Below are 21314 nucleotides of genomic sequence, written 5' to 3'. Positions count from 1 at the left end.
GGCCTCTACGCGCCCGCCTCGCAGCCGGCGCTGAGCATCACTCCGATCACCCCATCATGGCGGTCGCGATCGGCATGATGCTCGTGGTTGGCCTAACGTGTTCACTGCCTGACGACCCTTGCCTGCGGCTGGGTGTCGCGATTGCTGTCGGCCGCACGGCTTGCAGAGTTGGCCGCGGGCGATAGATTCGCCGCATGATGACGACCCGGATTTGCGGTGTCGCCCTCACTGCGGTGCTGGTGCTGCCCGTGCTTTCAGGCTGTACCGCTGCGGACGCCTTGTTCTTGGCCGGCGCCGAGACGGCGCCGAAGGCGACCGCCGCGGCGAATCCGGCGCCGATTAAGGGGGATGCAGACGGGGACGGTGAGCTCTCCGAGTTCGAGAAGCAAGTGCTCGCGAGGCACGCCCCTCGCGACATCATCCTTCACGATGGCACCGTCGTCGTGCTGACGCCCGGGCGGCCCCTGCCGCAGCTGATCATCGACCAGATCGTCGCCGACGCGGTGCCCGGCGCGGCGCAAACACAGACCGTTGATGAGTTCGCGCCCATGGCGGGCCGGAGAAGTATCCTCGAGGTGGCGAGCACGTACGCGGACCAGATCGGTCGCCCCGTCGTCATCGTCTACCAGGACCTCGGCGTCTGGAACACGATCTCCTCCCTCGACGAATCCGGCGGGGCGGAGTTCGTAGGCAACAGCGACAAAGACGCGATGGTCGCGGCGGCCAGCGACTGGGCCGCAACCCACGACGCATACGTCGTCGTTGTCGGGTAACCATCCGCCTCACCGGAGTCCCTCTCTGGACACGCATGATTGATGTGCTCAACATCGACTTCGGGAAATCGCATACGCTCTGGCCATGTCGCGAAGGTTTCCACTAGCCGCCCGAACAAATGGGGCCTTGCTGGGTGGGCTCGTTTCCATGGGACTGCTGACGGGGTGCAGCCTCCTCGAGCTGAAGACACCGCCCGCCGAAGTCGAGACAGCCAACCTGCGGATCTCAGCTGATCAGATCAGGTGGTCCCTCGACGGCTACTGCGGAGTCGGAGTGAGAGTCGAGAACATCAGCACAAGGCCTGTCGATTTTGACGAGGACGACATTGCCGTCTTCGACGGCTCAAGTTGGACCGAGTGGGATCTTCCATTCAACGACGGCTCCGACGCCAAGGAGGTCAGTGGGTACACGATCGGAGAATTCCCCTCGGTCGTCGAGCCGGGCGCGAGCACCACGGATGCGTTCGTTGTGTACTGCAAGGAAGACAACACGTATACCGTCACTGTCACCTCACTCGACGGCGACAGCGCCTCATTCAGTTTCACCAGCGCACCAGGCGGATGACATGGCTGAACTACGCCCCCGTGGGCAGCCAAGAGCGCGCCTCGCAAGTTGGCCGGTACTCGGACGTCCGCGGCACGATCCACTCAGCGACTTGGGTTCGCACGTAAACGCTGCCGCGGGATTCCGGGCCGATAGGTTCGTGACGTGATCAAGATTGATTCACCGATGGCGGAGAACAGGCCTCGACCGGCCGTCAGCCATCTCCACGTGGGGCGGCTCGCTCTGACGTACGGCATCGGTGCGGCGTTGTTGCTGCTCCCGCTCGCGTTCACAATCGAGGGAATCGCCGTTGCGTGCACCTACGCCGGCAATTCAGACCCGACGTCACAGGGGCACGTCCGCGAAGCGATGCTTCAGGCGGAGCTCGCCGGGACGTTTGGAGTGATTGTCCTCACCGGATGCACGATCGTCGCTGGAATGCTCGCTCGACAGGCACGCCTCAACGTCCTGGTCGTGACACTGACAGGCGCCGTTCTTATGCTGCTGGTCACTCTCCCTGTGAGCTGGCTGCTCGTCCGACCGGTCGGTGGGGCGTGGCTGACCTAGAGAGTGACGGCATGAGGTCGCGTCTTGCGCTTCGCGCGTTCGCGTCTGTGATCGGGCCGGCACGGATCACCGTGGCTGCGCTGGGTTTCGTCGTGCTCGGCTACGCCTATGCGCTCCGCATCGCGGTTGGAGACAGCAACCCGCTCGACTATTTCGGCTACTTCACGAACCAGACGACGCTCCTCGTGTGTGTCGTGCTGATCGTCAGCGGATCGTTCAGGGTGAGCAGGCGTGCCATTCCCGGGTGGCTCAATCTGCTGCGGGCGATGGCGACGGCCTACCTGGTTGTCGTGGGAGTCGTCTACAACACCCTTGTACCCGGAACTGGAAGCGCTCCCGCCTGGGTGAGCGCTGTACTTCACATCGTGTTGCCCCTGATCGTCACCATGGATTGGATACTCGTTGCAGATCGCGCCCGGCTTCGTTGGCGGCGGCTCTGGCTGATCGTGGTCTACCCGCTCGTCTGGGTAACCGTCGTTCTCGTTCGCGGCGCGACCGATGGGTGGGTGCCGTACGGCTTCCTCCTCCCCGAACGAGGATTCGCCTCGCTCGGCGCGCACTTACTCGGGCTGCTCGGTGCTGTACTCGCGGCGGGTGCCCTGGTCTGGGCAGCCAGTCGAGTGAATCTCTGGCGCCCCACCCCCGACGGCCTCTACCCGATCGACTCCTCCGGCTCCGAGCGGGTCATGCGCGGCTAGTTATCGCTCAGGCAGTTACCAACCAAGTGTTCAGAGGCGGAGGTCTGGCGCTTGCTGTTCTCGGCGCCTATCAGGTTCAAACGGAGCAGGGCAAGGGTTCCGCGTTTGATATGCGCTCGGGACGAGACCTCGCACGGACTCGCGTGCGGCCGTCGCAGCGCTGTCGAGCCCACGATCGGCGCGGTCGCGCTCCATCGCGAGCACGAATTGCTCGCGCGCGTCGTCCAGGTCGGCCGCGACCAGGTGCAGGCGGTTGGCGTTCCGTCCACGCGTCATCCCCACGTACAGGCTCGCCGCAGCCATCGAGTCGGTGATCACCGTATGCGCCGCGGATGCCGTCGCGCCCTGCGTTCCGTAAGCGGTCGACGCGTAGGCGAGATGGGTGTGCTCCGCGACGTATTCGGCCGGGAGCCGCACCGTATGCTGCCGGGCGCCGGCGACCGCCTCCTTCATCCACACCGCCCGCCCCACCTGCCAAGGCCGTCCGTTCTCGTTAGGCTGACAACGCGTCGCCGAAGTCCCGCCCTGTCCGTCGGGCAACAACCTTGTGAAGCGTGGCAGCCCGTTGGAGTCGGGCCGGCGCAGGACAGGTTCCCGTGTCCATCCAGCCGAGCCCGGAAGTGCAAAGGCTGGCGCGCAACCGCGGAACGTGCTCACCCATGCAGGATCTCTGCGCTACAAGCAGCGGCCTGGGTGTGCCGTCCTGGCCCATCCGCACGTAGACGAATCACACCGAGAATCGATGGCCGATCGCTTTCAGGACATCGCCGAACCAAACGAACTCCCACGGGATCGATGAGTCGTTGGCGGTTCGAAGGTTCGACCAGGATTCGGTTAGCTGGCCGATCGTGAGTTGTGGCACGTCACCTGACACGTCGTACAACTCCGGGATCGGAACGGAGTAGAAGTAGTCCGCTGCTAAGTCGACCGCATCGCCTTCCGACTCTTCGAGAGCGTCGAAAAGTCGCGTCGCGATCCGGCGGAGCTCGTTGACTTCAATCCTCAGATCGTTCGGCGTATTCACGGCTCGAACCTAGTCGCTGGCAGACTCGGTGATTCAATCTGCGACGGGTTTTCGTGGTGTTGTCGGCGGAGGTATCCGTTCCAGTCATCCACAGCTCAGTCCCGTCGGGGGCGAGGTCCGTGTGCGTGGGTTCCCTTCGAAGAAGGGGGGCTCTGGAAGCGTCAACCTGCGCCGCAGGTCGGAGGATACCGAAAGACCGCAGAGCGCTTCCCGCGACTGAGCGGCCGTGCGTGCGAGACCACGATCGGCGCGGTCGCGTTCCGAAGCTGGTAGAACGAGAAAACCCCCGGTAAACCGGGGGTTTTGACTGTGGCTCCGACCGGCATCGATCCGGTGACCTTTCGATTTTCAGTCGAACGCTCTACCAACTGAGCTACAGAGCCCGGGGCATCCGCTTCGCAGAACTGCACGAGAAGATGCCTCGATAAGGAGAAAGCCCCTTCTCTCAACCAAGGGAAAGGGCTTGTCGCCTGAGCGACCCTGACGGGACTTGAACCCGCGACCTCCGCCGTGACAGGGCGGCACGCTAACCAACTGCGCCACAGGGCCTCGTAAAGAAGCTATTCAATTGTACTCACCGTTCGGCGTGACCCCAACGGGATTCGAACCCGTGCTGCCGCCGTGAAAGGGCGGTGTCCTAGGCCGCTAAACGATGGGGCCGGAGGTTCTTGCCTGGCAGAACCACCGAGAGAAAAGCATACGGGTAACGAGACGAGATTCCAAAACGAGGGCGAACGGATGCCTCGACCCGCGGATTTCCGCCCGCCGACGCCGCTGACGTTCCATGCAAGAGCCCCGTCCGGCGTTCGCGCCACGCGCGACGCGAATGCCCGGATCACACCGAACGCGTGCCTAGGGTGGGCAGCGAACGCCTGCAACGAGACGAGGCGCGGGGGACTTCCGCGTGGACGGGGAACCATGGACCGAACCGCTCTGAACCGGCCGCGCGCCCACGCGCGGCCCGACGCGGCACGGCCCGACGCGGCACGCTCCGACGGTGAACACCGGCGGCCCGACGGCGAACACCGGCCCCGCGGCATCCGAACCCTGCGCGCCCGTCGCGCTCTCGCTGCCGTCGCGATCGCCGCGCTCGCGCTCACCCTGCCGGTCCTCCAGCCGGTCGCGCCCGCGGCGCACGCGGCGACCTACCCGACCTGGGACGAACTGCAGGCCGCGAAGGCGAACACCGCGGCCGCGGCGGCGGCCGTCGACCAGATCAAGGCGCTGCTCGTGCAGCTCGAGCAGAACGTCGCCGCGACGCGCGCGGAGGCCGAACGCCGCACCGACGAGCTGATCGCGGCGCAGCAGAAGTTCGACGACGCGGCGCGCCGGGCCGACGAGATCCAGGCGCAGGCGGACGCATCGGCCGCCGAGGCCGACGCGGCCAAGCGCAATGCCGGACAGGTCGCGGCGCAGCTCTACCGCACCGGCGGCAACGACCTGACGATGAACCTGGTGCTCGACCAGGGCGACGCGAAGGCGACCGACGCGCTGCTCAGCCGGCTCGGCAGCATGGACAAGATGGTCGAGCGCACCTCGACGGTCTACCGCCGGGCGCAGGAGAAGTCGAACACCGCGCGCTCGCTCGGCGCCCAGGCCGAGGTCGCGCGCGGCGAGCGCGAGAAGCTGCGCATCGCCGCCGAGCAGGCGTTGCAGGCCGCACTCGAGGCTCAGGCCGCCGCCGAGGCCGCGCTCGCGGAGTCGCAGCAGAAGAAGATCGAGCTCGACCAGCAGCTGAAGTTCCTCCAGGACACGGAGGCGAAGACGACCGCCGCCTACGAGGAGGGCGAGCGCATCCGCAAGGAGGAGGAGCGCCGCCGCATGGAGGAGGCGATGCGCTCGGGCAGCCCCGGCGCGGTCATGCCGTCGGGGTGGGCTCGGCCCGCATCGGGGCGCATCACGGGTGGGTACGGCGCGCGCGGCGCGATCTGCACGGGCGGCGGATGCTCCAACACCTTCCACTACGCCGTCGATCTGGGCACCGGCTGCGACGCCCCGATCTACGCGGCGAACAGCGGCATCGTTCGCCTCGCGGGCTGGTCGGGCACCTACGGCAACTACGTGCAGGTCGACCACGGCGGCGGCATCTGGACGGGCTACGCGCACATCCGCCCCGGGGGCACGCTCGTCGGGACGGGGCAGTGGGTCGACGCAGGCCAGCAGATCGCGTGGACGGGCACGACGGGCGTCTCGACGGCATGCCATCTGCACTTCGAGGTGTGGGCCGGCGGCGGCCGCATCAACCCGATCACATTCATGGCCGATCGGGGCATCAACTTCTGAGGCGGGGTCCTCGCAACCAGGCGACGACGCGCACGTTCCATCACGGATGCTCCGAGCATCCGTTCGCCGGAAGGGGGAATCGGCGATGACCGAATCGCACAACCGCACCAGACCCGTGTCGCGGGTGAAGCCGGCGACGGTGTTCTCGACCGTCGCGATCGGCGCGGTGAGCGCGTCGGTCGCGGTGGTCGGCGGTGCCGGGCCGGCGGCGGCCGACGACTACCCGTCGTGGGCCGACATCGAGCAGGCCAAGCAGAACGAGCAGACCAAGCAGGCCGAGATCGCCCGGCTGGGCGAGTTGCTGGCCGCGCTGGCGCAACGGGCGGATGCCGCGGTGCAGGCCTCGCAAATCGCCGACGAGGCGTGGCGCAATGCGGTGATCGCCCGCGACGCGCAGGTCGAGCGTGAGCGCACGCTGGCCAAGCGCGCGGGGGAGGCCGAGGCGGTCGCCGAGATCTCGCGGATGCGGGCGGGGTTGCTCGCCGCGCACCTCGCCCGCTCGGCGGGTACCGATCTCGCCGCCGAGCTGGCGTTCTCGGGCGACCCCGACGGGTTGTTGCAGCAGCTCGGCATGGCGGCGCAGCTCGGGTCGCGGTCGCAGAGCATCTCGGAGCAGGCGGCTGCCGACCGGAACAGCGCCGAGGCGCTGCGCAGACAGGCCGACCGGGCCGCGGCCGAGCGCAAGCGACTCGCCGCAGCGGCCGAGCAGCGGGCGGCCGAGGCGAAGGCCGCAGCGGATGCCGCGACCGCCGCCGTGGTGGAGGCCGAGCGTCGTTCGACCGAGCTGTACGCGCAGCTCGCGTCGCTGAAGGACACCACCGCCGAGCTCGAGCGGCAGCGGGCCGAGGGCGTCGCGCGTGAGCAGGCCGAGGCTGCTGCCGCGGCTGCCGCCGCCGCTGCTGCTGCCGAGCAGGCGGCGAATCCGCCGGCGGGAGGCGGAGCATCCGGCCCCGCCCCTGCGCCCGACCCCGCTCCCGCACCGCCGAACGGATCGGCCGTGGAGGCGGCGATCGCGTACGCGAGCGCGCAGCTCGGCGAGCCCTACCTGCTCGGCGGGGCCGGGCCGAACGTGTGGGACTGCTCGGGGCTCACGATGCAGGCGTACGGGTCGGCCGGCATCTGGATCGGGCCGCACAGCGCGACCGCGCAGTACCGAACGCTGGCGGCGCAGGGCAAGGCGGTGCCGCTCGGGCAGATCCAGCGCGGCGACCTGCTGTTCTGGGGCGGAGGCGGCGCCTACTACCACGTCGCGATCTACCTCGGCGGCGGGCGCATCATCGAGGCGCCGCGCGAGGGCGTGCCGGTGCGCGAGTACTTCATCTGGGGCTCACCCGCGGCGGCCGCCCGCCCCGCGGCCTGACGCGCCGTCCCCTGCAACGCGAAAGGCACCGTGTTCAGTCGGCGGCACCACCTGCGGTGCCTCCGTCTGAACACGGTGCCTCGAACGTGAAGCGCCTGCGGCTCAGTGACCGGCGGGCGGCACGTACGCCTCGATCGCCTTCTGGATCAGGCGCTCGGCCTCGGCGGCGTCGGCCCAGCCCTCGGTCTTGACCCACTTGCCGGGCTCGAGGTCCTTGTAGTGCTCGAAGAAGTGCTCGATCTCCTTGCGGGTGTACTCGGGGATGTCGTTCACGTCCTGGATGTGGTTCCACCGGGGGTCGCCGGCGAGCACCGCGATGACCTTCGCGTCGCCGCCGCCGTCGTCGGTCATGTGGAACACGCCGACCGGGCGCACCTTCACGCCCACGCCCGGGAAGAGCGGGTAGTCGAGCAGCACGAGCACGTCCAGCGGGTCGCCGTCGTCGCCGAGGGTGTGCTCGAAGAAGCCGTAGTCGGTCGGGTACACGAAGGTCGTGTAGAGCACGCGGTCGAGGAACACGCGGCCGGTCTCGTGATCGACCTCGTACTTGTTGCGGCTCCCCTTGGGGATCTCGATGACGGCGTTGTAGTCGCCCATGTGGGTTCTCCTGTCAGGTGGAAGTCTCGCCGGGCCACCCTGAGGGCGCGCGATCGGCGGAATAAGGTTACCCCGATGCCTTCCGACCAGCCTTCCGAGCAGCGCGCGGATGCCGCGGGCCCACGCCGCCCGCGCTTGACGCCGCCGATCGCCGACACTCGTCGCGCCGTTCGGGCCGCCCTCCACCTGCCCGCGGGTCACGGCGTAGGAGATTCGCGCCGACACGCCGAACCCGCGGGGGTGGCACCCGGCGTGTCGCCCGAGACTCCTCCGTCGCGCACCGGTGCGGCGGCGGCGCCCGCGTCCGACGCGCCGCTCGCGCTCGTCGCGCTGTCGGGCGGGGCGGACTCGCTCGCGCTCGCGGCGGCCACGGCTTTCGAGGCGCCGCGGGCCGGATGGCGGGCCGGTGCGGTGATCGTCGACCACGGACTGCAGGATGCCTCGGCCGAGGTCGCGGCGCGGGCCGCCGCACAGGCGCGCGAACTGGGGCTCGATCCCGTGCTCGTGCGCCGCGTCGACGTCGATGCGGCGGACGGCGGCGGGCCCGAGGCATCCGCCCGCGCCGCCCGCTACGCCGCCCTCGATGCGGCTGCCGACGAAACGGGCGCGGCCCTCGTGCTGCTCGGCCACACGCTCGACGACCAGGCCGAGACGGTGCTGCTCGGCCTCGCCCGCGGGTCGGGCACGACGAGCCTCGCGGGCATGGCGCCCGCGAGCGGCCGGTACGCGCGGCCGCTGCTCGGCATCCGGCGCGCGACCACCCGGCGGGCCTGCGAGGACGCGGGCCTGGAGCCCTGGGACGATCCGCACAATACGGATGCCGCGTACGCGCGCGTGCGCGTGCGCGACCGCGTGCTGCCGGTGCTCGAGGCCGAGCTCGGCCCCGGCGTCGCCGAAGCGCTCGCACGCACGGCCGAGCAGCTCCGCGAGGACGACGAGGCGTTCCGCGACCAGATCGAGGAGTTCATCGAGGAGGTCTGCGAGCCCGCCGAGGCGGGCATCGCGGTCTCGAGCGGATGGCTCGCCGCGAATCCGGCGGCGATCCGCCAGCGGGTGATCCGTCACGTGGTGCGCAGCGAGTTCGGGGTCGCGCTCAGCCGCACCCAGACCCTCGAGGTGGCCCGGCTCGTGACCGACTGGCACGGCCAGGGGCCGATCGATCTGCCGGCCGGCGTCCGCGCAACTCGGGCGGGAGCGCACGTCGTGTTCTCGACGACCGGGTCGACCGAGGTCCTGCCCCACGATCACTGAGGTGACGCGGGGCGGGACGGTGCCGGTCAGGCGTCGTGGTTGAAGGCGTCCGCCGGCGGGATCGGATCGTTCGGGTCGAAGAAGCTCGCCGCGCTGTGCAGCTGACCCCCCAGGATGACCCGTTTCACCGCGAGGAGCTCCCACGCCACGTGGTCGACCTTCGCGACGAGCTCGTCGAGTCTGGTCGTCAGCTCGTTCAGGCGGTCGTCGTGATCCGCGACCGTCCGACCGGTCGTGGTCGCCCAGTCGCGCAGCTCGTGCAGTCGCCTGAGGTCGTCGAGGTAGCGCTCCAACTGGTCGAGGCGGGCGTCGTCGCTGAGCTCGAGGTTCGGCAGCTTCTTGCGGCGGTCGACCGGGACGGGGTCCGACATGATCCACTCCTTCTTCGCGCGGGGTGCGCCGGGCGTCCTTCGCCCGTGCGGACAGCGTCCTCCGGATGCCGCGGCCGGCGGATCAGGGACAGCACCGAGATCGGGCTCAGACGAAGTACCCCGAAGTGTGCGCCCCGTAGCGCTGCGACGTGTCGCGCAGGAACCGCTTCACCGAGTCGAGCTCCGAGCGCAGCGCGGCGAGTTCCGAGCGCGCGGCCGCGATGTCGGCGTGCAGACCGTCGAGTTCGGCGGCGGCCTGGCCGCCGAGTTGCAGGGCGGTGACGGTTCCGTCGACGATGAGCGGGCCGTCGACGAGCACCGCGCCCTTCGCGCGGATCGCGACGCCGATATCGGGCGCCTTCGCGCGGTTGACCGCCGTGATCGCCGGCTCGGCGGCGGTGTCGCTCGCGATCAGGATCGGCTCGCCGTACAGCAGCGCCGTGATGTCGGGCAGGCCGTCGAAGACCTTCGGATCGATCTCGAGATGCTGGATGGGGATGTCGGGAATGCGCATGTCGTGCTCCTTCTGCGTGTCGGTGGGAGGGATGTGCCGGGTGCGGGAGCACCTGTGCGGACAGCGTCCTCCGGATAGCGAGGGCATCGGATCAGGGGCAGCACCGAGATCGGATGCTGCGGGCGGCGTAGGCTCGTGGCATCCGTTCGCCCGTCGACCGACACCCCGAGGAGCAGCGCATGCAGGCCAGCGACATCGACGGCGACCTCACCGAGGTCCTCGTCACCGAAGCCGAGATCCGGGCGAAGCTCGACGAGCTCGCGCGGCGCATCGAAGCGGACTACGACGGGCGCGACGTGCTGCTCGTCGGGGTGCTGCGCGGCGCCGTCATGGTGATGGCCGACCTGGCGCGGGCGCTCACGCGCCACCTCGAGATGGACTGGATGGCGGTGTCCAGCTACGGTGCGGGCACGAAGTCGAGCGGTGTCGTGAAGATCCTGAAGGACCTCGACACCGACCTCACCGGGCGCAACGTCCTCATCGTCGAGGACATCATCGACTCGGGTCTCACGCTCAGCTGGCTGCGCGAGAACCTCGAGTCGCGCGGCGCCGCCTCGGTCGAGATCTGCGCGCTGTTCCGCAAGCCCGACGCGGCCAAGGTCGAAGTGGATGTGAAGTACGTCGGGTTCGACATCCCGAACCAGTTCGTCGTGGGGTACGGGCTCGACTACGCCGAGCGGTATCGCAACCTGCGGGATGTCGCGATCCTCGCGCCGCACGTCTACAGCTGAGCTCCCTGAGCTCCCTGAGCTCCCTGAGCTCCCTGAGCTCCCTGAGCTTGTCGAAGGGAGCTGGGTTCGCTTCCTCGTTCGCTTCGACGGGCTCAGCGAGCTTCGACGGGCGAGCTTCGACGGGCTCAGCGCGCTTCGACAGGCTCAGCGCGCTTCGACGGGCACAGCCCACAGCGAACACTCGGGCAGCGTCGAGCAGCGCACCGGTAGCCTTGCAAGATCATGAACATGAAGAAGATCCTGCGCGGGCCGATCATCTACATCCTGCTCGCGATCGTCGCGGTGTGGATCGGCTCCAGCCTCATCACCGCGTCTGGATTCAAGCAGGTCTCCACCCAGCAGGGCCTCGAGTTCCTCGACGACGGCAAGGTCGCCGCCGTCAAGATCGTCGACGGCGAGAACCGGGTCGACCTCACGCTGAAGGAATCCGACGACGAGTTCGGCAAGCAGGTGCAGTTCTACTACGTCACGCCGCGCGGCGCCGACGTCGTCGCAGCGGTCGACGCCGCGAAGCCCAGCGACGGGTTCAACGACGAGGTGCCGCAGCCGAACTGGTTCCTCTCGATGCTCGGCATCCTGCTGCCGCTCGTGCTCATCGGCCTCTTCTTCTGGATCATGCTCTCGGGCATGCAGGGCGGCGGCAACCGGGTGATGCAGTTCGGCAAGTCGCGCGCGAAGCTCGTCTCGAAGGAGAGCCCGAAGGTCACCTTCGACGACGTCGCCGGTGCCGACGAGGCGATCGAAGAACTGCACGAGATCAAGGACTTCCTGAAGGACCCGGCCAAGTTCCAGGCCGTGGGCGCCCGCATCCCGAAGGGCGTGCTGCTGTACGGCCCTCCCGGCACGGGCAAGACCCTGCTCGCCCGCGCGGTCGCGGGTGAGGCGGGCGTGCCGTTCTACTCCATCTCGGGCTCCGACTTCGTCGAGATGTTCGTCGGCGTCGGCGCATCCCGCGTGCGCGACCTGTTCGACCAGGCCAAGCAGAACGCGCCGGCCATCATCTTCGTCGACGAGATCGACGCGGTCGGCCGTCACCGCGGCGCCGGCCTCGGCGGCGGGCACGACGAGCGCGAGCAGACCCTGAACCAGCTGCTCGTCGAGATGGACGGCTTCGACCCGAAGACGAACGTCATCCTCATCGCGGCGACGAACCGCCCCGACATCCTCGACCCGGCGCTGCTGCGCCCGGGCCGCTTCGACCGGCAGATCGGCGTCGACGCGCCCGACCTGCGCGGCCGCCAGCGGATCCTCGAGGTGCACGCCAAGGGCAAGCCGCTCGCGAAGGGCGTCGACCTCGAGGTGCTCGCACGCAAGACGCCCGGCTTCACCGGCGCCGACCTGGCGAACGTGCTCAACGAGGCCGCGCTGCTCACCGCCCGCTCGAACGCGCAGCTCATCGACAACCGCGCCCTCGACGAGGCCGTCGATCGCGTGATCGCGGGCCCGCAGCGGCGGACCCGCGTAATGAAAGACAAGGAGAAGCTCATCACCGCGTACCACGAGGGCGGTCACGCGCTCGCGGCGGCGGCGATGAACTACACCGACCCGGTGACCAAGATCACGATCCTGCCGCGCGGTCGGGCCCTCGGCTACACCATGGTGCTGCCGCTCGAAGACAAGTACTCGGTCACCCGCAACGAACTGCTCGACCAGCTCACCTACGCGATGGGCGGGCGCGTGGCGGAGGAGATCGTGTTCCACGACCCGTCGACCGGCGCGTCGAACGACATCGAGAAGGCCACTGCCACGGCCCGCAAGATGGTCACCGAGTACGGCATGAGCGCGAACGTCGGCGCGGTCAAGCTCGGTCAGTCGCAGGGCGAGGTGTTCCTCGGCCGCGACATGGGCCACCAGCGCGACTACTCGGAAGAGATCGCGATGAAGGTCGACGCCGAGGTGCGCGCGCTCATCGAGCAGGCGCACGACGAGGCGTGGCAGGTGCTGAACGACAACCGCGACATCCTCGACAAGCTGGCCGCCGAGCTCCTCGAACAGGAGACCCTCGACCACAACCAGATCGCCGAGATCTTCACCGACGTGCGCAAGCTCCCCGAGCGGCCGCTGTGGCTCTCGAGCGACAAGCGACCGGTCAGCGACATCCCGCCGATCACGTTCCCGCACCAGAAGCTGCCGATCGACGAGGGCATGGTCGACGGCGGCGTCGACTCGGGCGACACTCCGACCGACGAGAAGGCGCCGGCTCGCGCGCCGCGGCAGAAGCCGCGACCCGCGACGGCGTGACGGATGGCATGGCCGACGTCGATACCGAGCGCATCGCACGTGCCGTGCGCGAGATCCTGCTCGCGATCGGCGAGGACCCCGATCGCCCGGGGCTCGAGCGCACGCCCGAGCGCGTCGCCGAGGCCTACGCCGACTTCTTCGGCGGACTGGCGATCGACCCGCTGACCCATCTCGCCGAGAGCGTGCCGGTCGGCGAGAACGACGGCGGTGCCGCGGCGACCGGTGAGGCGGTCGTGCTGCGCGACCTCGACTTCCGCTCGGTGTGCGAGCACCACCTGCTGCCGTTCGTGGGGCGCGCGCACGTCGCGTACCTGCCCGGCGACCGGGTCGTGGGGCTGGGCCGCATCCCGGCCGTCGTCGACACCCTCGCTCGCCGCCCGCAGCTGCAGGAGCGGCTCACGGAGGAGATCGCCGACACCCTGCAGGCCGGGCTCGGTGCGCGGGGGGTGCTCGTCGTGCTCGACGCCCAGCACCGCTGCGTCACGACCCGCGGCGCACGGCAGCAGCACAGCTCGACGGTCACGATCGCGAGCCGCGGCGCCCTGTCGGAGCCGGTCGCGCGGGCCGAGATCATCGCGCTCATCGGCGCAGGCGGTGCCGATGCGTGAGCCGGCGGCGGATGCTTCGGCGCCCGCCCCGGCGGCGGGCGGCGCGGCGACGCTCGTGATGGGCGTGGTGAACGTCACGCCCGACTCGTTCAGCGACGGCGGCCGGTGGTTCGACACCGATCAGGCGATCGTGCACGGGCTCGAGCTCGTCGAGCAGGGCGCCGACCTCGTCGACGTCGGCGGCGAGTCGACTCGACCCGGCGCGGCCCGCGTCGACCCCGCCGAGGAGCTGCGCCGAGTGGTGCCCGTCATCCGCGAACTCGCGGGGCGGGGCATCCGGGTGAGCGTCGACACCATGCGCGCCGCGACGGCCGAGGCCGCCGTCGACGCGGGCGCCTGGCTCATCAACGACGTGTCGGCCGGCCTGGCCGACGACGCGATGGCCGAGATCGCGGCCGCGTCGGGCGTGCACTACGTCGCCATGCACTGGCGCGGGCACTCCGATCGCATGGACCGGCTCGCCGAGTACGACGACGTCGCCGGCGAGGTGCGCGACGAACTGGCGTCGCGGGTCGACGCGCTGGTCGCGGCGGGCGTCGCTCCCGAGCACATCGTGCTCGACCCGGGCCTCGGGTTCGCCAAGCGCGGCGACCAGAACTGGCAGCTGCTCGGCCGGCTCGACGAACTGCAGGCGCTCGGGTTCCCGGTGCTCGTCGGCGCGTCGCGCAAACGGTTCCTCGGCGCACTGCTGCCCGACGAGGCATCCGTCGACGAGCGCGACCTGCCCACCGCGGTGGTGAGCGTCCTCGCCGCGCAGCAGGGCGCATGGGCGGTGCGCGTGCACGACGTGGTGGCCACCCGGCGGGCCCTCGACGTCCTCGGTGCATGGCAGAGTGGTCGACGTGGCTGACCTGCGCGATCGCATCACCCTCACGGGGCTGCGCGTGCACGCCCACCACGGCGTGTTCGACTTCGAGCGGCGCGACGGGCAGGAGTTCGTCGTCGACGTGGTCGCCCACGTCGATCTCGCGCCCGCGGCCGCCGGCGACGCGCTCGCGAAGACGGTGCACTACGGCGTGCTCGCCGAAGAGGTGGTCGCCGCGGTCGAGCGCGATCCCGTCGACCTCATCGAGACGGTCGCCGAGCGGGTCGCCGCCGTCGTGCTCGCGCACGAGGCGGTCGAGCAGGTCGAGGTGACGGTGCACAAGCCGGGTGCGCCCATCGACGTTCCGTTCGCGGATGTCTCGGTCACGGTCGTGCGAGGTCGGGCATGAGCCGCGCGGTGGTGGCGTACGGCGCGAACCTGGGCGACCGCGAGGCGACGATCGACGGCGCGGTGCGCGAGCTCGCCGACACCCCGGGCGTCCGGCTGGTCGCCGTGTCGCCCGTGTACGAGTCGGCCGCGATCAAGCTCGACGGCGTCGACCGCGACGCCCCCGGCTACCTGAACGGCGTGGTGGTGCTCGAGGTCGAGCTCACGCCGCACGCGCTGCTCGACCGGCTCGGCGAGATCGAGCTCGCGCACGGGCGCGACCGCCGGCCCGACGCCGAACGGTGGGGCGACCGCACCCTCGACCTCGACCTGATCGACGTCGACGGGCTCGAGGTCGACGACGAACGCCTCACCCTGCCGCACCCCCGGGCCTGGCAGCGGGCGTTCGTGCTGCAGCCGTGGCTCGACGTCGACCCCGACGCGGTGCTCGTCGGGCACGGGCCGATCGCCGCGTTGCGTGCGCAGGCCGACGACGAGGTGGTGCGTCGATGAAGCGCACCCATCCCTCGACCCTCGTGGCGTTCGCCCTCGGCGGGCTCGTCGTGGGCTACCTGCTCGACCTCGCCATCGTGTCGGCCGGTCGGCCGGCGCTCGTGCCGCCCATCTCGCTCGCGGTCACCCTCGCCGGCATCGGCGTCATCGTCGTGCTGGTCGCCTGGCCGATCCGGCGGGCGGTGAAGGGCACGTCGAAGCGACGCATCGACCCGTTCCACGCGACCCGGGTGGCGGCCCTCGCCAAGGCGTCGAGCGTGAGCGGCGCCCTGGTGTTCGGCTTGGCCGGCGGCATCGCGCTGTTCCTGCTCACCCGGGCCGTGGTGCCGGGTCTCGGCAACGTGTGGCTCGCGGTCGCCACGGCGGTGGGCGCCGCGCTGCTGTTGGCCGGGGGCCTGGTCGCCGAGTGGTGCTGCACCCTGCCGCCCGACGATCCCGAAGCCCAGAAGGAGAGCCACGCGAATGCCTGATGCGCCCGAGCCCGACCTCGAGCCCGAGGCATCCGAACCGGCCTTCGACGCGTCCGCCGGGCCCGGCGCCGTGTCCCCGCTCGATCATGCCGTGCCCCCGCTCGATCACGTCGACGCCGACTGGCGACGCGTCTCGCCGAAGTACGTCGTCGTCGAGGTGATCGGCTCGCTGATCGGCACCGTCGTCGCGGTCGCCGCGCTGCTCGTCGCGTGGAACGTGCTCGGCTGGGCGTGGGGGCTCTGGGCCGCCGTCGCGCTCGCGGTCGTGGCGCTCGTGGCCATCGCCTTCGAACCGCGGCGCGTGCGTTCGATCGGCTACCGGCTGCGCGAGGACGACCTGCTGTTCCGCCGCGGCATCATGTTCAACCGGCAGGTCGCCGTGCCGTACGGCCGCATGCAGCTCGTCGACATCACCCGCGGGCCGATCGCACGCGCGCTCGGACTTGCCGACCTGAAGTTCGTGACCGCGGCGGCGGCGACCGCGGTCACCGTGCCGGGGCTGCCGGCCGAAGAAGCCGACCGGCTGCGCGACCGCCTCGTCGAGCTCGCCGAGTCGCGCCGGGCGGGGCTGTGACCGGCGAGCCCGGCGCAGCACGCACGTCGACCGGCCTCGCCGACGGCGAGTGGCACCGGCTGCACCCCGCGAGCCCGCTGCTGCGCGGCGGACTCGCGTTCCTCGCGGTGCTCGGCATCGTGATCGCCAACCTCCGCGAGCGGCTCGCCGAATTCCTCATCCCGGTGTTCTCGCCCGACGCCGATGACGCATTCGACACCGGCTTCGGCGACTGGCGCAACGACTGGGCGAACGACCCGATCGGCGGCATCGTCTCGCACGGGTGGCTCGGCTGGGCGCTGCTGGGGCTCGCGGTGGTGCTGGTCGCCATCATCGCCGGGTTCTGGCTGTCGTGGCGGTTCCATTCGTTCCGCATCACCGACGAGGCGGTCGAGGTGCGCAGCGGCATCCTGTTCCGGTCGCATCGCAGCGCGAGGCTCGACCGCATCCAGGGCATCAACGTGACCCGGCCGTTCTTCGCGCGCCTGTTCGGCGCGGCGAAGCTCGACGTGTCGGTCGCGGGGCAGTCGGGCAACGTGCAGCTCGCCTACCTCGGCTCGACCCTCGCCGACGGCCTGCGCGCCGACATCCTGCGGCTCTCGTCGGGCGCGCGCGCGGCGCGGGCGGCGGCAGCGGGCGCGCCCGGCACGGCGGTCGGTGCGGATGCCACGACGGATGCCGCGGCCCTCGCGGGCGGCGACGCATCCACCCGCTCGCGCACGGCCGACCTGCTCACCCGCCGCGTCGACGAGTTCCTCGCCCCCGAGCTCGACCCCGACCTCGCCCCGCCCGAGTCGGTCGTGCACCTGCCGATCGGCCGGGTGATCGGCTCGACCCTGCTGAGCGGCTGGACGGTCTGGCTGCTCGCGCTGATCGGGCTCATCGTCGCGGGGACGATCAACGGCTGGTTCTGGATCTGGTTCTCGGTCGTGCCGGGCGTGATCGGCCTCGCCAGCTACGCGTGGTCGCAGATCACGAAGTCGCTGCGGTACTCGATCGCGGGCACGCCCGACGGCGTGCGCATCGGGCACGGGCTGTTGTCGACCGCGAACCGCACGATCCCGCCGGGGCGGGTGCACGCGATCGAGGCGAAGCAGTGGATCCTCTGGCGGCCGTTCGGCTGGTGGAGCGTGCGGGTCAACCTCGCCGGCCAGTCGATCAGCGCGAACGCCGAGTCGCAGACCCGCACCATCGTGCTGCCGGTCGGCACCGCCGACGACGTGCGCCGGGTGCTGGGGCTGATGCTGCCGGGCGAGCCGGGGGCGCTCGATGCGCTCGTGCCCGCGGGGCTCACCGGGCGGGGCGACGCCGGCGGCTTCGAACCCGCGCCCCGCCGGGCCGCGTGGTTGCACCCGTTCTCGTGGCGACGCATCGGCTGGGCCGAGCGCGAGGGCGTCGCGGCACTGCGCCACGGGGTGCTCTCGCGCAGCCTCGTGCTGGTGCCGCTCGCCCGGCTGCAGTCGGTCGCGGTGAGCACCGGCCCGCTGCGACGGATGCTGCGCCTCGCGACGATCCGGCTGCACACCGTGATGGGGCCGATCACCCCGAGGGTGCCCGTGCTCGATGCGGCGGCGGCCGAGCGGGCGTGGGCGCACCTCGCCGGCGAGGCGATCGTGCGCGCGGCCGGCGACACCTCGCACCACTGGGGCGTGACGGCGCCGATCCCGCAGGGCGGGTCCGCCGATGCCTGAGCGTGCGGGGCGGCTCGGTGTCGGGGCGATCGGCGCCGGCCGCGTGGGTGCGGTGCTCGCGGCCGCGCTGGGCGGCGCGGGGCACGCGGTCACCGGGGTCGCCGCGGTGTCCGAGCAGAGCCGCGACCGGGCCGACGCGATGCTGCCCGGGGTGCCCGTGCTGCCCGTGCCCGACGTGGTCGAGCGCAGCGAGCTGGTGCTGCTCGCGGTGCCGGCCGACGAGCTCGAGGAGCTGGTCGCGGGCCTCGCCGCCGCCGGCGTCTGGCAACCGGGTCAGCTCGTGCTGCACACCGCCGCCCGATACGGCACGGGTGTGCTCGAACCCGCCCGGCGTGCGGGGGCGATCCCGCTCGCCGTGCATCCCGCGATGAGCTTCACCGGCACCAGCATCGACGTGGCTCGACTCGCCGGCACCTGGTTCGCGGTCACCGCGCCCGCGCCGGTGCTGCCCATCGCGCAGGCGCTCGTGGTCGAGATGGGCGGCGAGCCGTTCGTGGTCGCCGAGACCGACCGGCCCGCGTACGCCGAGGCGATCGAGACGGCGGTCTCGTTCTCGACGGCGATCGTCGACCAGGCCAGCGGCATCCTCGACGGCATCGGGGTCGCACGGGCGGGCGCGGTGCTCGCGCCGCTCGTGCGCAGCGCCGTCGAGAACGCGCTCGCCCGGCACGACGGCGGTCCGCTCGCCGACGTCGGGCCGCTGCCCGGCGGGCCGCTCGCAGGCGAGGCGGGTAGCATCGACGAGGCCGGAACCGATCGGCCGCCAGGAGGTACCCGGTGACCACGGCCGCACCCGCCACGCGCATCGTCGACGCCATCGACGTGCTCCGCGGCATCCTCGCCGAACGACGCGCCGGCGGAGCATCCGTCGCCCTCGTGCCCACCATGGGCGCCCTGCACGACGGCCATCTCGCCCTCGTGCGCCGCGCCCGCGAAGTCGCCGACGTCGTCGTGGTGTCGATCTTCGTGAACCCGCTGCAGTTCGGCGAGGGCGAAGACCTCGACCGCTACCCGCGCACCCTCGATGCCGACGTCGCCGCACTCGCAGGGCTCGGCGTCGAACTGGTCTTCGCGCCGAGCGTGGCCGAGATGTATCCGACGGGGCCGGTCTCCACACGCGTCACGGCGGGCGAGGTCGGCGACCTCTACGAAGGCGCATCGCGACCCGGCCATTTCGACGGCATGCTCACCGTGGTGTCGAAGCTGTTCCACATCGCCCAGCCCGACGTCGCGGTGTTCGGCCAGAAGGACGCGCAGCAGGTGTTCCTCGTGAAGCGCATGGTGCGCGACCTCGACCTGCCGCTGCGCGTCGAGATCGTGCCCACCGTGCGCGAGGCCGACGGGCTCGCCCTCTCGAGCCGCAACCGGTACCTGTCCAGCGATGACCGCGGTGCCGCGCTCGCGCTGTCGGAGTCGCTGCGCGCAGCGGAGCGCGCCGCCGCCGACGGCGTCGCCGAAGCGCTCGCCGAAGCCGACGCGGCGTTCGGGGCGCACGACCTGCAGCCCGACTACCTCGTGATCGTGGACCCCGAGACGTTCCTGCCCGTCGCCGACGACGCGACCGGCGACGCGATCGTGATCGTCGCGGCCCGGGTGGGCACGACCCGGCTCATCGACAACGCGCGGGTGCGGCTCGGCTGACGCATCCGGCGCGCCCCGCGCGCCGGGCGCGCCCTGCGCCGTCGCTCGGAGATGCCCCGCGCGCTCAGGGATGCCCCGGGCTGCGCCGGTAGGCTTGAGACGCCGGTTCCACGCCGCCTGTGCCGCGCATCCGGTCCACGCACCCCGTTCCACCCGCACGAGAGAGAGCCATGGCCGACACGCAGATCGACGCCGCCACCGAGCCCACCGCCGAGGAGATCTCGGAACAGAAGGCCGTGCGGCTCGCGAAGCGCGACCGGCTGAACGACGGCGCCGAGCTCGGCGGCGGCGCGTACCCGGTGAGCCTGCCCGTCACGGCGACGATCCCCGAGGTGCGCGACCGGTTCATCGGCCTCGGCGTCGACGAGCAGTCGGGCGAGCGCGTCGGACTCGCCGGCCGGGTCGTGTTCTCGCGCAACACCGGCAAGCTGTGCTTCGCGACCCTGCAGTCGGGCGACGGCAGCCGCATCCAGGCCATGGTCTCGCTCGCCTCGGTGGGCGAGGAGTCGCTGAAGGCGTGGAAGGAGCTCGTCGACCTCGGCGACCACGTGTTCGTCGAGGGCGAGGTGATCACGAGCCGCCGCGGCGAGCTGTCGATCATGGTGAGCGAGTGGCGCATCGCGGCCAAGGCCGTGCTACCGCTGCCGAACCTGCACAACGAGCTCAGCGAAGAGACCCGCGTGCGCAGCCGCTACCTCGACCTCATCGCGCGCGAGCAGGCCCGGCGCAACGTCCTCGACCGCGCCAAGGTCAACGCCAGCCTGCGCGCCACCTTCGCGGGCCGCGGCTTCATCGAGGTCGAGACCCCGATGCTGCAGGTCATGCACGGCGGGGCATCCGCCCGCCCGTTCGTGACGCACTCGAACGCGTTCGACACCGAGCTGTACCTGCGCATCGCGCCCGAGCTGTACCTGAAGCGCGCCGTCGTCGGCGGCATCGAGCGGGTCTTCGAGATCAACCGCAACTTCCGCAACGAGGGCGCCGACTCGACCCACTCGCCCGAGTTCGCGATGCTCGAGGCGTACCAGGCGTACACCGACTACCACGGCATCGCCGACCTCACCCAGCAGCTCATCCAGGACGCCGCGGTCGCGGTGTCGGGCTCGCACGTGGTCGCCTGGGCCGACGGCACCGAGTACGACCTCGGCGGCGACTGGGCGCGCATCTCGATGTACGACTCGCTGAGCGAAGCGGTCGGCGAGCAGATCACGCCCGAGACGCCGATGGCGCGCCTGAAGGAGCTGGCCGACGCGGCCGGCATCGAGGTCGACCACCCGCTGCCGGGCAAGTACGTCGAGGAGCTCTGGGAGCACCACGTGAAGGCCCACCTGGTCGCGCCGACGTTCGTGATGGACTTCCCGCTCGACACCTCCCCGCTCGTGCGCTGGCACCGCAGCATCCCCGGCGTGGTCGAGAAGTGGGACCTCTACATTCGCGGCTTCGAGCTCGCGACCGGGTACTCCGAACTGGTCGACCCGGTCGTGCAGCGCGAGCGGTTCGTCGAGCAGGCCAAGCTCGCCGCCGGCGGCGACCCAGAGGCGATGCGCCTCGACGAGGAGTTCCTGCGCGCGCTCGAGTTCGGCATGCCGCCCTCGGGCGGCATGGGCATGGGCATCGACCGGCTGCTCATGGCGATCACGGGCCTCGGGATCCGCGAGACCATCCTCTTCCCGCTGGTCAAGTGAGCGATCG

The 21314-nt window shown here is 70.8% G+C and carries 24 protein-coding genes and 3 tRNA genes; 19 read left to right on the top strand and 8 right to left on the bottom strand.

Translation table 11 applies throughout. The features are described from left to right. Nucleotides 1–194: 194 nt before the first annotated feature. The 4 genes from MTO99_RS11025 (at nucleotide 195) to MTO99_RS11010 (ending at nucleotide 2582) form a co-directional block, all read left to right on the top strand. Nucleotides 195–773 carry a hypothetical protein gene (locus MTO99_RS11025; RefSeq protein ID WP_243553655.1) on the top strand — a complete coding sequence of 193 codons (579 nt, stop codon included), beginning with the start codon at nucleotides 195–197 and terminating at the stop codon, nucleotides 771–773. 148 nt (nucleotides 774–921) lie between these two features. Continuing rightward, nucleotides 922–1338, top strand: a complete 417-nt coding sequence (locus tag MTO99_RS11020; protein ID WP_243553654.1) for a hypothetical protein — start codon at nucleotides 922–924, stop codon at nucleotides 1336–1338. Nucleotides 1339–1482: 144 nt separating this feature from the next. Next, nucleotides 1483–1884, top strand: a complete 402-nt coding sequence (locus MTO99_RS11015) for a hypothetical protein (protein ID WP_243553653.1) — start codon at nucleotides 1483–1485, stop codon at nucleotides 1882–1884. Nucleotides 1885–1895: 11 nt separating this feature from the next. Then, the gene (locus tag MTO99_RS11010; RefSeq protein ID WP_243553652.1) at nucleotides 1896–2582 is read left to right on the top strand and encodes a Pr6Pr family membrane protein; all 687 of its coding nucleotides are present in this window, start codon (nucleotides 1896–1898) and stop codon (nucleotides 2580–2582) included. Nucleotides 2583–2612: 30 nt separating this feature from the next. Here the strand turns inward: MTO99_RS11010 and MTO99_RS11005 are convergent, their stop codons facing one another. From MTO99_RS11005 to MTO99_RS10985, 5 genes are all read right to left on the bottom strand, one after another. Continuing rightward, entirely contained in the window at nucleotides 2613–3035 is a 423-nt protein-coding gene (locus MTO99_RS11005; protein ID WP_243553651.1) for a hypothetical protein, read from the bottom strand. A gap of 274 nt (nucleotides 3036–3309) precedes the next feature. Then, entirely contained in the window at nucleotides 3310–3606 is a 297-nt protein-coding gene (locus tag MTO99_RS11000; protein WP_243553650.1) for a hypothetical protein, read from the bottom strand. 310 nt (nucleotides 3607–3916) lie between these two features. Next, a tRNA-Phe gene (locus MTO99_RS10995) sits at nucleotides 3917–3989 on the bottom strand. A 92-nt stretch (nucleotides 3990–4081) separates the two neighbouring features. Beyond that, nucleotides 4082–4155: transfer RNA gene (locus tag MTO99_RS10990), tRNA-Asp, on the bottom strand. Between the two features lie 38 nt (nucleotides 4156–4193). Further along, nucleotides 4194–4266 (bottom strand) — tRNA-Glu (locus MTO99_RS10985). 258 nt (nucleotides 4267–4524) lie between these two features. Between MTO99_RS10985 and MTO99_RS10980 the strand changes: the two genes are divergently transcribed. Then, nucleotides 4525–5889 carry a M23 family metallopeptidase gene (locus tag MTO99_RS10980; protein ID WP_243553649.1) on the top strand — a complete coding sequence of 455 codons (1365 nt, stop codon included), beginning with the start codon at nucleotides 4525–4527 and terminating at the stop codon, nucleotides 5887–5889. An 85-nt stretch (nucleotides 5890–5974) separates the two neighbouring features. Further along, complete coding sequence (locus tag MTO99_RS10975) at nucleotides 5975–7249, top strand: C40 family peptidase (protein WP_243553648.1); 1275 nt, start codon at nucleotides 5975–5977, stop codon at nucleotides 7247–7249. Between the two features lie 102 nt (nucleotides 7250–7351). Here MTO99_RS10975 and ppa read toward each other — a convergent pair whose 3' ends face one another. Then, complete coding sequence (ppa, locus tag MTO99_RS10970; protein WP_243553647.1) at nucleotides 7352–7846, bottom strand: inorganic diphosphatase; 495 nt, start codon at nucleotides 7844–7846, stop codon at nucleotides 7352–7354. 75 nt (nucleotides 7847–7921) lie between these two features. Here ppa and tilS point away from each other — a divergent pair, with 75 nt between their 5' ends. Next, a complete protein-coding gene (gene tilS, locus MTO99_RS10965) occupies nucleotides 7922–9097 on the top strand; it encodes a tRNA lysidine(34) synthetase TilS (protein ID WP_435520750.1) in 1176 nt (391 codons plus the stop codon). A 26-nt stretch (nucleotides 9098–9123) separates the two neighbouring features. Here tilS and MTO99_RS10960 read toward each other — a convergent pair whose 3' ends face one another. After that, nucleotides 9124–9468, bottom strand: a complete 345-nt coding sequence (locus tag MTO99_RS10960) for a hypothetical protein (RefSeq protein ID WP_243553645.1) — start codon at nucleotides 9466–9468, stop codon at nucleotides 9124–9126. Between the two features lie 106 nt (nucleotides 9469–9574). Further along, on the bottom strand, nucleotides 9575–9982 hold the full coding sequence (locus MTO99_RS10955) for a hypothetical protein (RefSeq protein WP_243553644.1): 408 nt from the start codon (nucleotides 9980–9982) through the stop codon (nucleotides 9575–9577). Nucleotides 9983–10161: 179 nt separating this feature from the next. Between MTO99_RS10955 and hpt the strand changes: the two genes are divergently transcribed. The 12 genes from hpt to lysS all read left to right on the top strand — a co-directional run bounded on the left by hpt (nucleotide 10162) and on the right by lysS (nucleotide 21307). Next, nucleotides 10162–10713 carry a hypoxanthine phosphoribosyltransferase gene (gene hpt, locus MTO99_RS10950; RefSeq protein ID WP_243553643.1) on the top strand — a complete coding sequence of 184 codons (552 nt, stop codon included), beginning with the start codon at nucleotides 10162–10164 and terminating at the stop codon, nucleotides 10711–10713. 222 nt (nucleotides 10714–10935) lie between these two features. Next, nucleotides 10936–12954, top strand: coding sequence for an ATP-dependent zinc metalloprotease FtsH (ftsH, locus tag MTO99_RS10945; RefSeq protein ID WP_243553642.1), 2019 nt, complete (start codon nucleotides 10936–10938; stop codon nucleotides 12952–12954). A gap of 8 nt (nucleotides 12955–12962) precedes the next feature. Further along, a complete protein-coding gene (gene folE, locus MTO99_RS10940) occupies nucleotides 12963–13562 on the top strand; it encodes a GTP cyclohydrolase I (protein ID WP_243553641.1) in 600 nt (199 codons plus the stop codon). Continuing rightward, nucleotides 13555–14412, top strand: a complete 858-nt coding sequence (folP, locus tag MTO99_RS10935) for a dihydropteroate synthase (protein WP_243553640.1) — start codon at nucleotides 13555–13557, stop codon at nucleotides 14410–14412. The genes folE and folP overlap by 8 nt, the downstream gene beginning before the upstream one ends. Beyond that, nucleotides 14405–14776: a dihydroneopterin aldolase gene (folB, locus tag MTO99_RS10930; RefSeq protein ID WP_243553639.1), complete on the top strand. Its 372-nt coding sequence runs from the start codon at nucleotides 14405–14407 to the stop codon at nucleotides 14774–14776. The genes folP and folB overlap by 8 nt, the downstream gene beginning before the upstream one ends. Then, nucleotides 14773–15267, top strand: coding sequence for a 2-amino-4-hydroxy-6-hydroxymethyldihydropteridine diphosphokinase (gene folK, locus MTO99_RS10925; protein WP_243553638.1), 495 nt, complete (start codon nucleotides 14773–14775; stop codon nucleotides 15265–15267). Before folB ends, folK begins: the two co-directional genes overlap by 4 nt. Next, complete coding sequence (locus MTO99_RS10920) at nucleotides 15264–15737, top strand: DUF3180 domain-containing protein (RefSeq protein ID WP_243553637.1); 474 nt, start codon at nucleotides 15264–15266, stop codon at nucleotides 15735–15737. Before folK ends, MTO99_RS10920 begins: the two co-directional genes overlap by 4 nt. Further along, nucleotides 15730–16311, top strand: a complete 582-nt coding sequence (locus MTO99_RS10915) for a PH domain-containing protein (protein ID WP_243553636.1) — start codon at nucleotides 15730–15732, stop codon at nucleotides 16309–16311. The genes MTO99_RS10920 and MTO99_RS10915 overlap by 8 nt, the downstream gene beginning before the upstream one ends. After that, nucleotides 16308–17981, top strand: coding sequence for a PH domain-containing protein (locus tag MTO99_RS10910; RefSeq protein WP_243553635.1), 1674 nt, complete (start codon nucleotides 16308–16310; stop codon nucleotides 17979–17981). The genes MTO99_RS10915 and MTO99_RS10910 overlap by 4 nt, the downstream gene beginning before the upstream one ends. After that, entirely contained in the window at nucleotides 17974–18762 is a 789-nt protein-coding gene (locus MTO99_RS10905; RefSeq protein ID WP_243553634.1) for a DUF2520 domain-containing protein, read from the top strand. Before MTO99_RS10910 ends, MTO99_RS10905 begins: the two co-directional genes overlap by 8 nt. Further along, nucleotides 18759–19622: a pantoate--beta-alanine ligase gene (panC, locus tag MTO99_RS10900; protein WP_256461009.1), complete on the top strand. Its 864-nt coding sequence runs from the start codon at nucleotides 18759–18761 to the stop codon at nucleotides 19620–19622. Before MTO99_RS10905 ends, panC begins: the two co-directional genes overlap by 4 nt. A 170-nt stretch (nucleotides 19623–19792) precedes the next feature. Further along, nucleotides 19793–21307, top strand: coding sequence for a lysine--tRNA ligase (gene lysS / locus MTO99_RS10895; protein WP_243553633.1), 1515 nt, complete (start codon nucleotides 19793–19795; stop codon nucleotides 21305–21307). Nucleotides 21308–21314: the final 7 nt, after the last annotated feature.

Origin of the sequence: Agromyces larvae, assembly GCF_022811705.1 — a bacterium.
In the GTDB taxonomy this organism is placed as follows: Bacteria; Actinomycetota; Actinomycetes; order Actinomycetales; family Microbacteriaceae; genus Agromyces; species Agromyces larvae.
This window is presented reverse-complemented; position numbering and strand designations above follow the sequence as displayed.

Excerpts from the sequence above, each read along its gene's own strand:
- MTO99_RS11025 (WP_243553655.1), top strand. The coding sequence starts at position 195 with ATGATGACGACCCGGATTTGCGGTGTCGCCCTCACTGCGGTGCTGGTG.
- MTO99_RS11020 (WP_243553654.1), top strand. The coding sequence starts at position 922 with ATGGGACTGCTGACGGGGTGCAGCCTCCTCGAGCTGAAGACACCGCCC.
- MTO99_RS11010 (WP_243553652.1), top strand. The coding sequence starts at position 1,896 with ATGAGGTCGCGTCTTGCGCTTCGCGCGTTCGCGTCTGTGATCGGGCCG.
- MTO99_RS11005 (WP_243553651.1), bottom strand. The coding sequence starts at position 3,035 with ATGAAGGAGGCGGTCGCCGGCGCCCGGCAGCATACGGTGCGGCTCCCG.
- MTO99_RS10980 (WP_243553649.1), top strand. The coding sequence starts at position 4,525 with ATGGACCGAACCGCTCTGAACCGGCCGCGCGCCCACGCGCGGCCCGAC.
- MTO99_RS10975 (WP_243553648.1), top strand. The coding sequence starts at position 5,975 with ATGACCGAATCGCACAACCGCACCAGACCCGTGTCGCGGGTGAAGCCG.
- ppa (WP_243553647.1), bottom strand. The coding sequence starts at position 7,846 with ATGGGCGACTACAACGCCGTCATCGAGATCCCCAAGGGGAGCCGCAAC.
- tilS (WP_435520750.1), top strand. The coding sequence starts at position 7,922 with ATGCCTTCCGACCAGCCTTCCGAGCAGCGCGCGGATGCCGCGGGCCCA.
- MTO99_RS10960 (WP_243553645.1), bottom strand. The coding sequence starts at position 9,468 with ATGTCGGACCCCGTCCCGGTCGACCGCCGCAAGAAGCTGCCGAACCTC.
- MTO99_RS10955 (WP_243553644.1), bottom strand. The coding sequence starts at position 9,982 with ATGCGCATTCCCGACATCCCCATCCAGCATCTCGAGATCGATCCGAAG.
- hpt (WP_243553643.1), top strand. The coding sequence starts at position 10,162 with ATGCAGGCCAGCGACATCGACGGCGACCTCACCGAGGTCCTCGTCACC.
- ftsH (WP_243553642.1), top strand. The coding sequence starts at position 10,936 with ATGAACATGAAGAAGATCCTGCGCGGGCCGATCATCTACATCCTGCTC.
- folE (WP_243553641.1), top strand. The coding sequence starts at position 12,963 with ATGGCCGACGTCGATACCGAGCGCATCGCACGTGCCGTGCGCGAGATC.
- folP (WP_243553640.1), top strand. The coding sequence starts at position 13,555 with ATGCGTGAGCCGGCGGCGGATGCTTCGGCGCCCGCCCCGGCGGCGGGC.
- folK (WP_243553638.1), top strand. The coding sequence starts at position 14,773 with ATGAGCCGCGCGGTGGTGGCGTACGGCGCGAACCTGGGCGACCGCGAG.
- MTO99_RS10920 (WP_243553637.1), top strand. The coding sequence starts at position 15,264 with ATGAAGCGCACCCATCCCTCGACCCTCGTGGCGTTCGCCCTCGGCGGG.
- MTO99_RS10915 (WP_243553636.1), top strand. The coding sequence starts at position 15,730 with ATGCCTGATGCGCCCGAGCCCGACCTCGAGCCCGAGGCATCCGAACCG.
- MTO99_RS10905 (WP_243553634.1), top strand. The coding sequence starts at position 17,974 with ATGCCTGAGCGTGCGGGGCGGCTCGGTGTCGGGGCGATCGGCGCCGGC.
- lysS (WP_243553633.1), top strand. The coding sequence starts at position 19,793 with ATGGCCGACACGCAGATCGACGCCGCCACCGAGCCCACCGCCGAGGAG.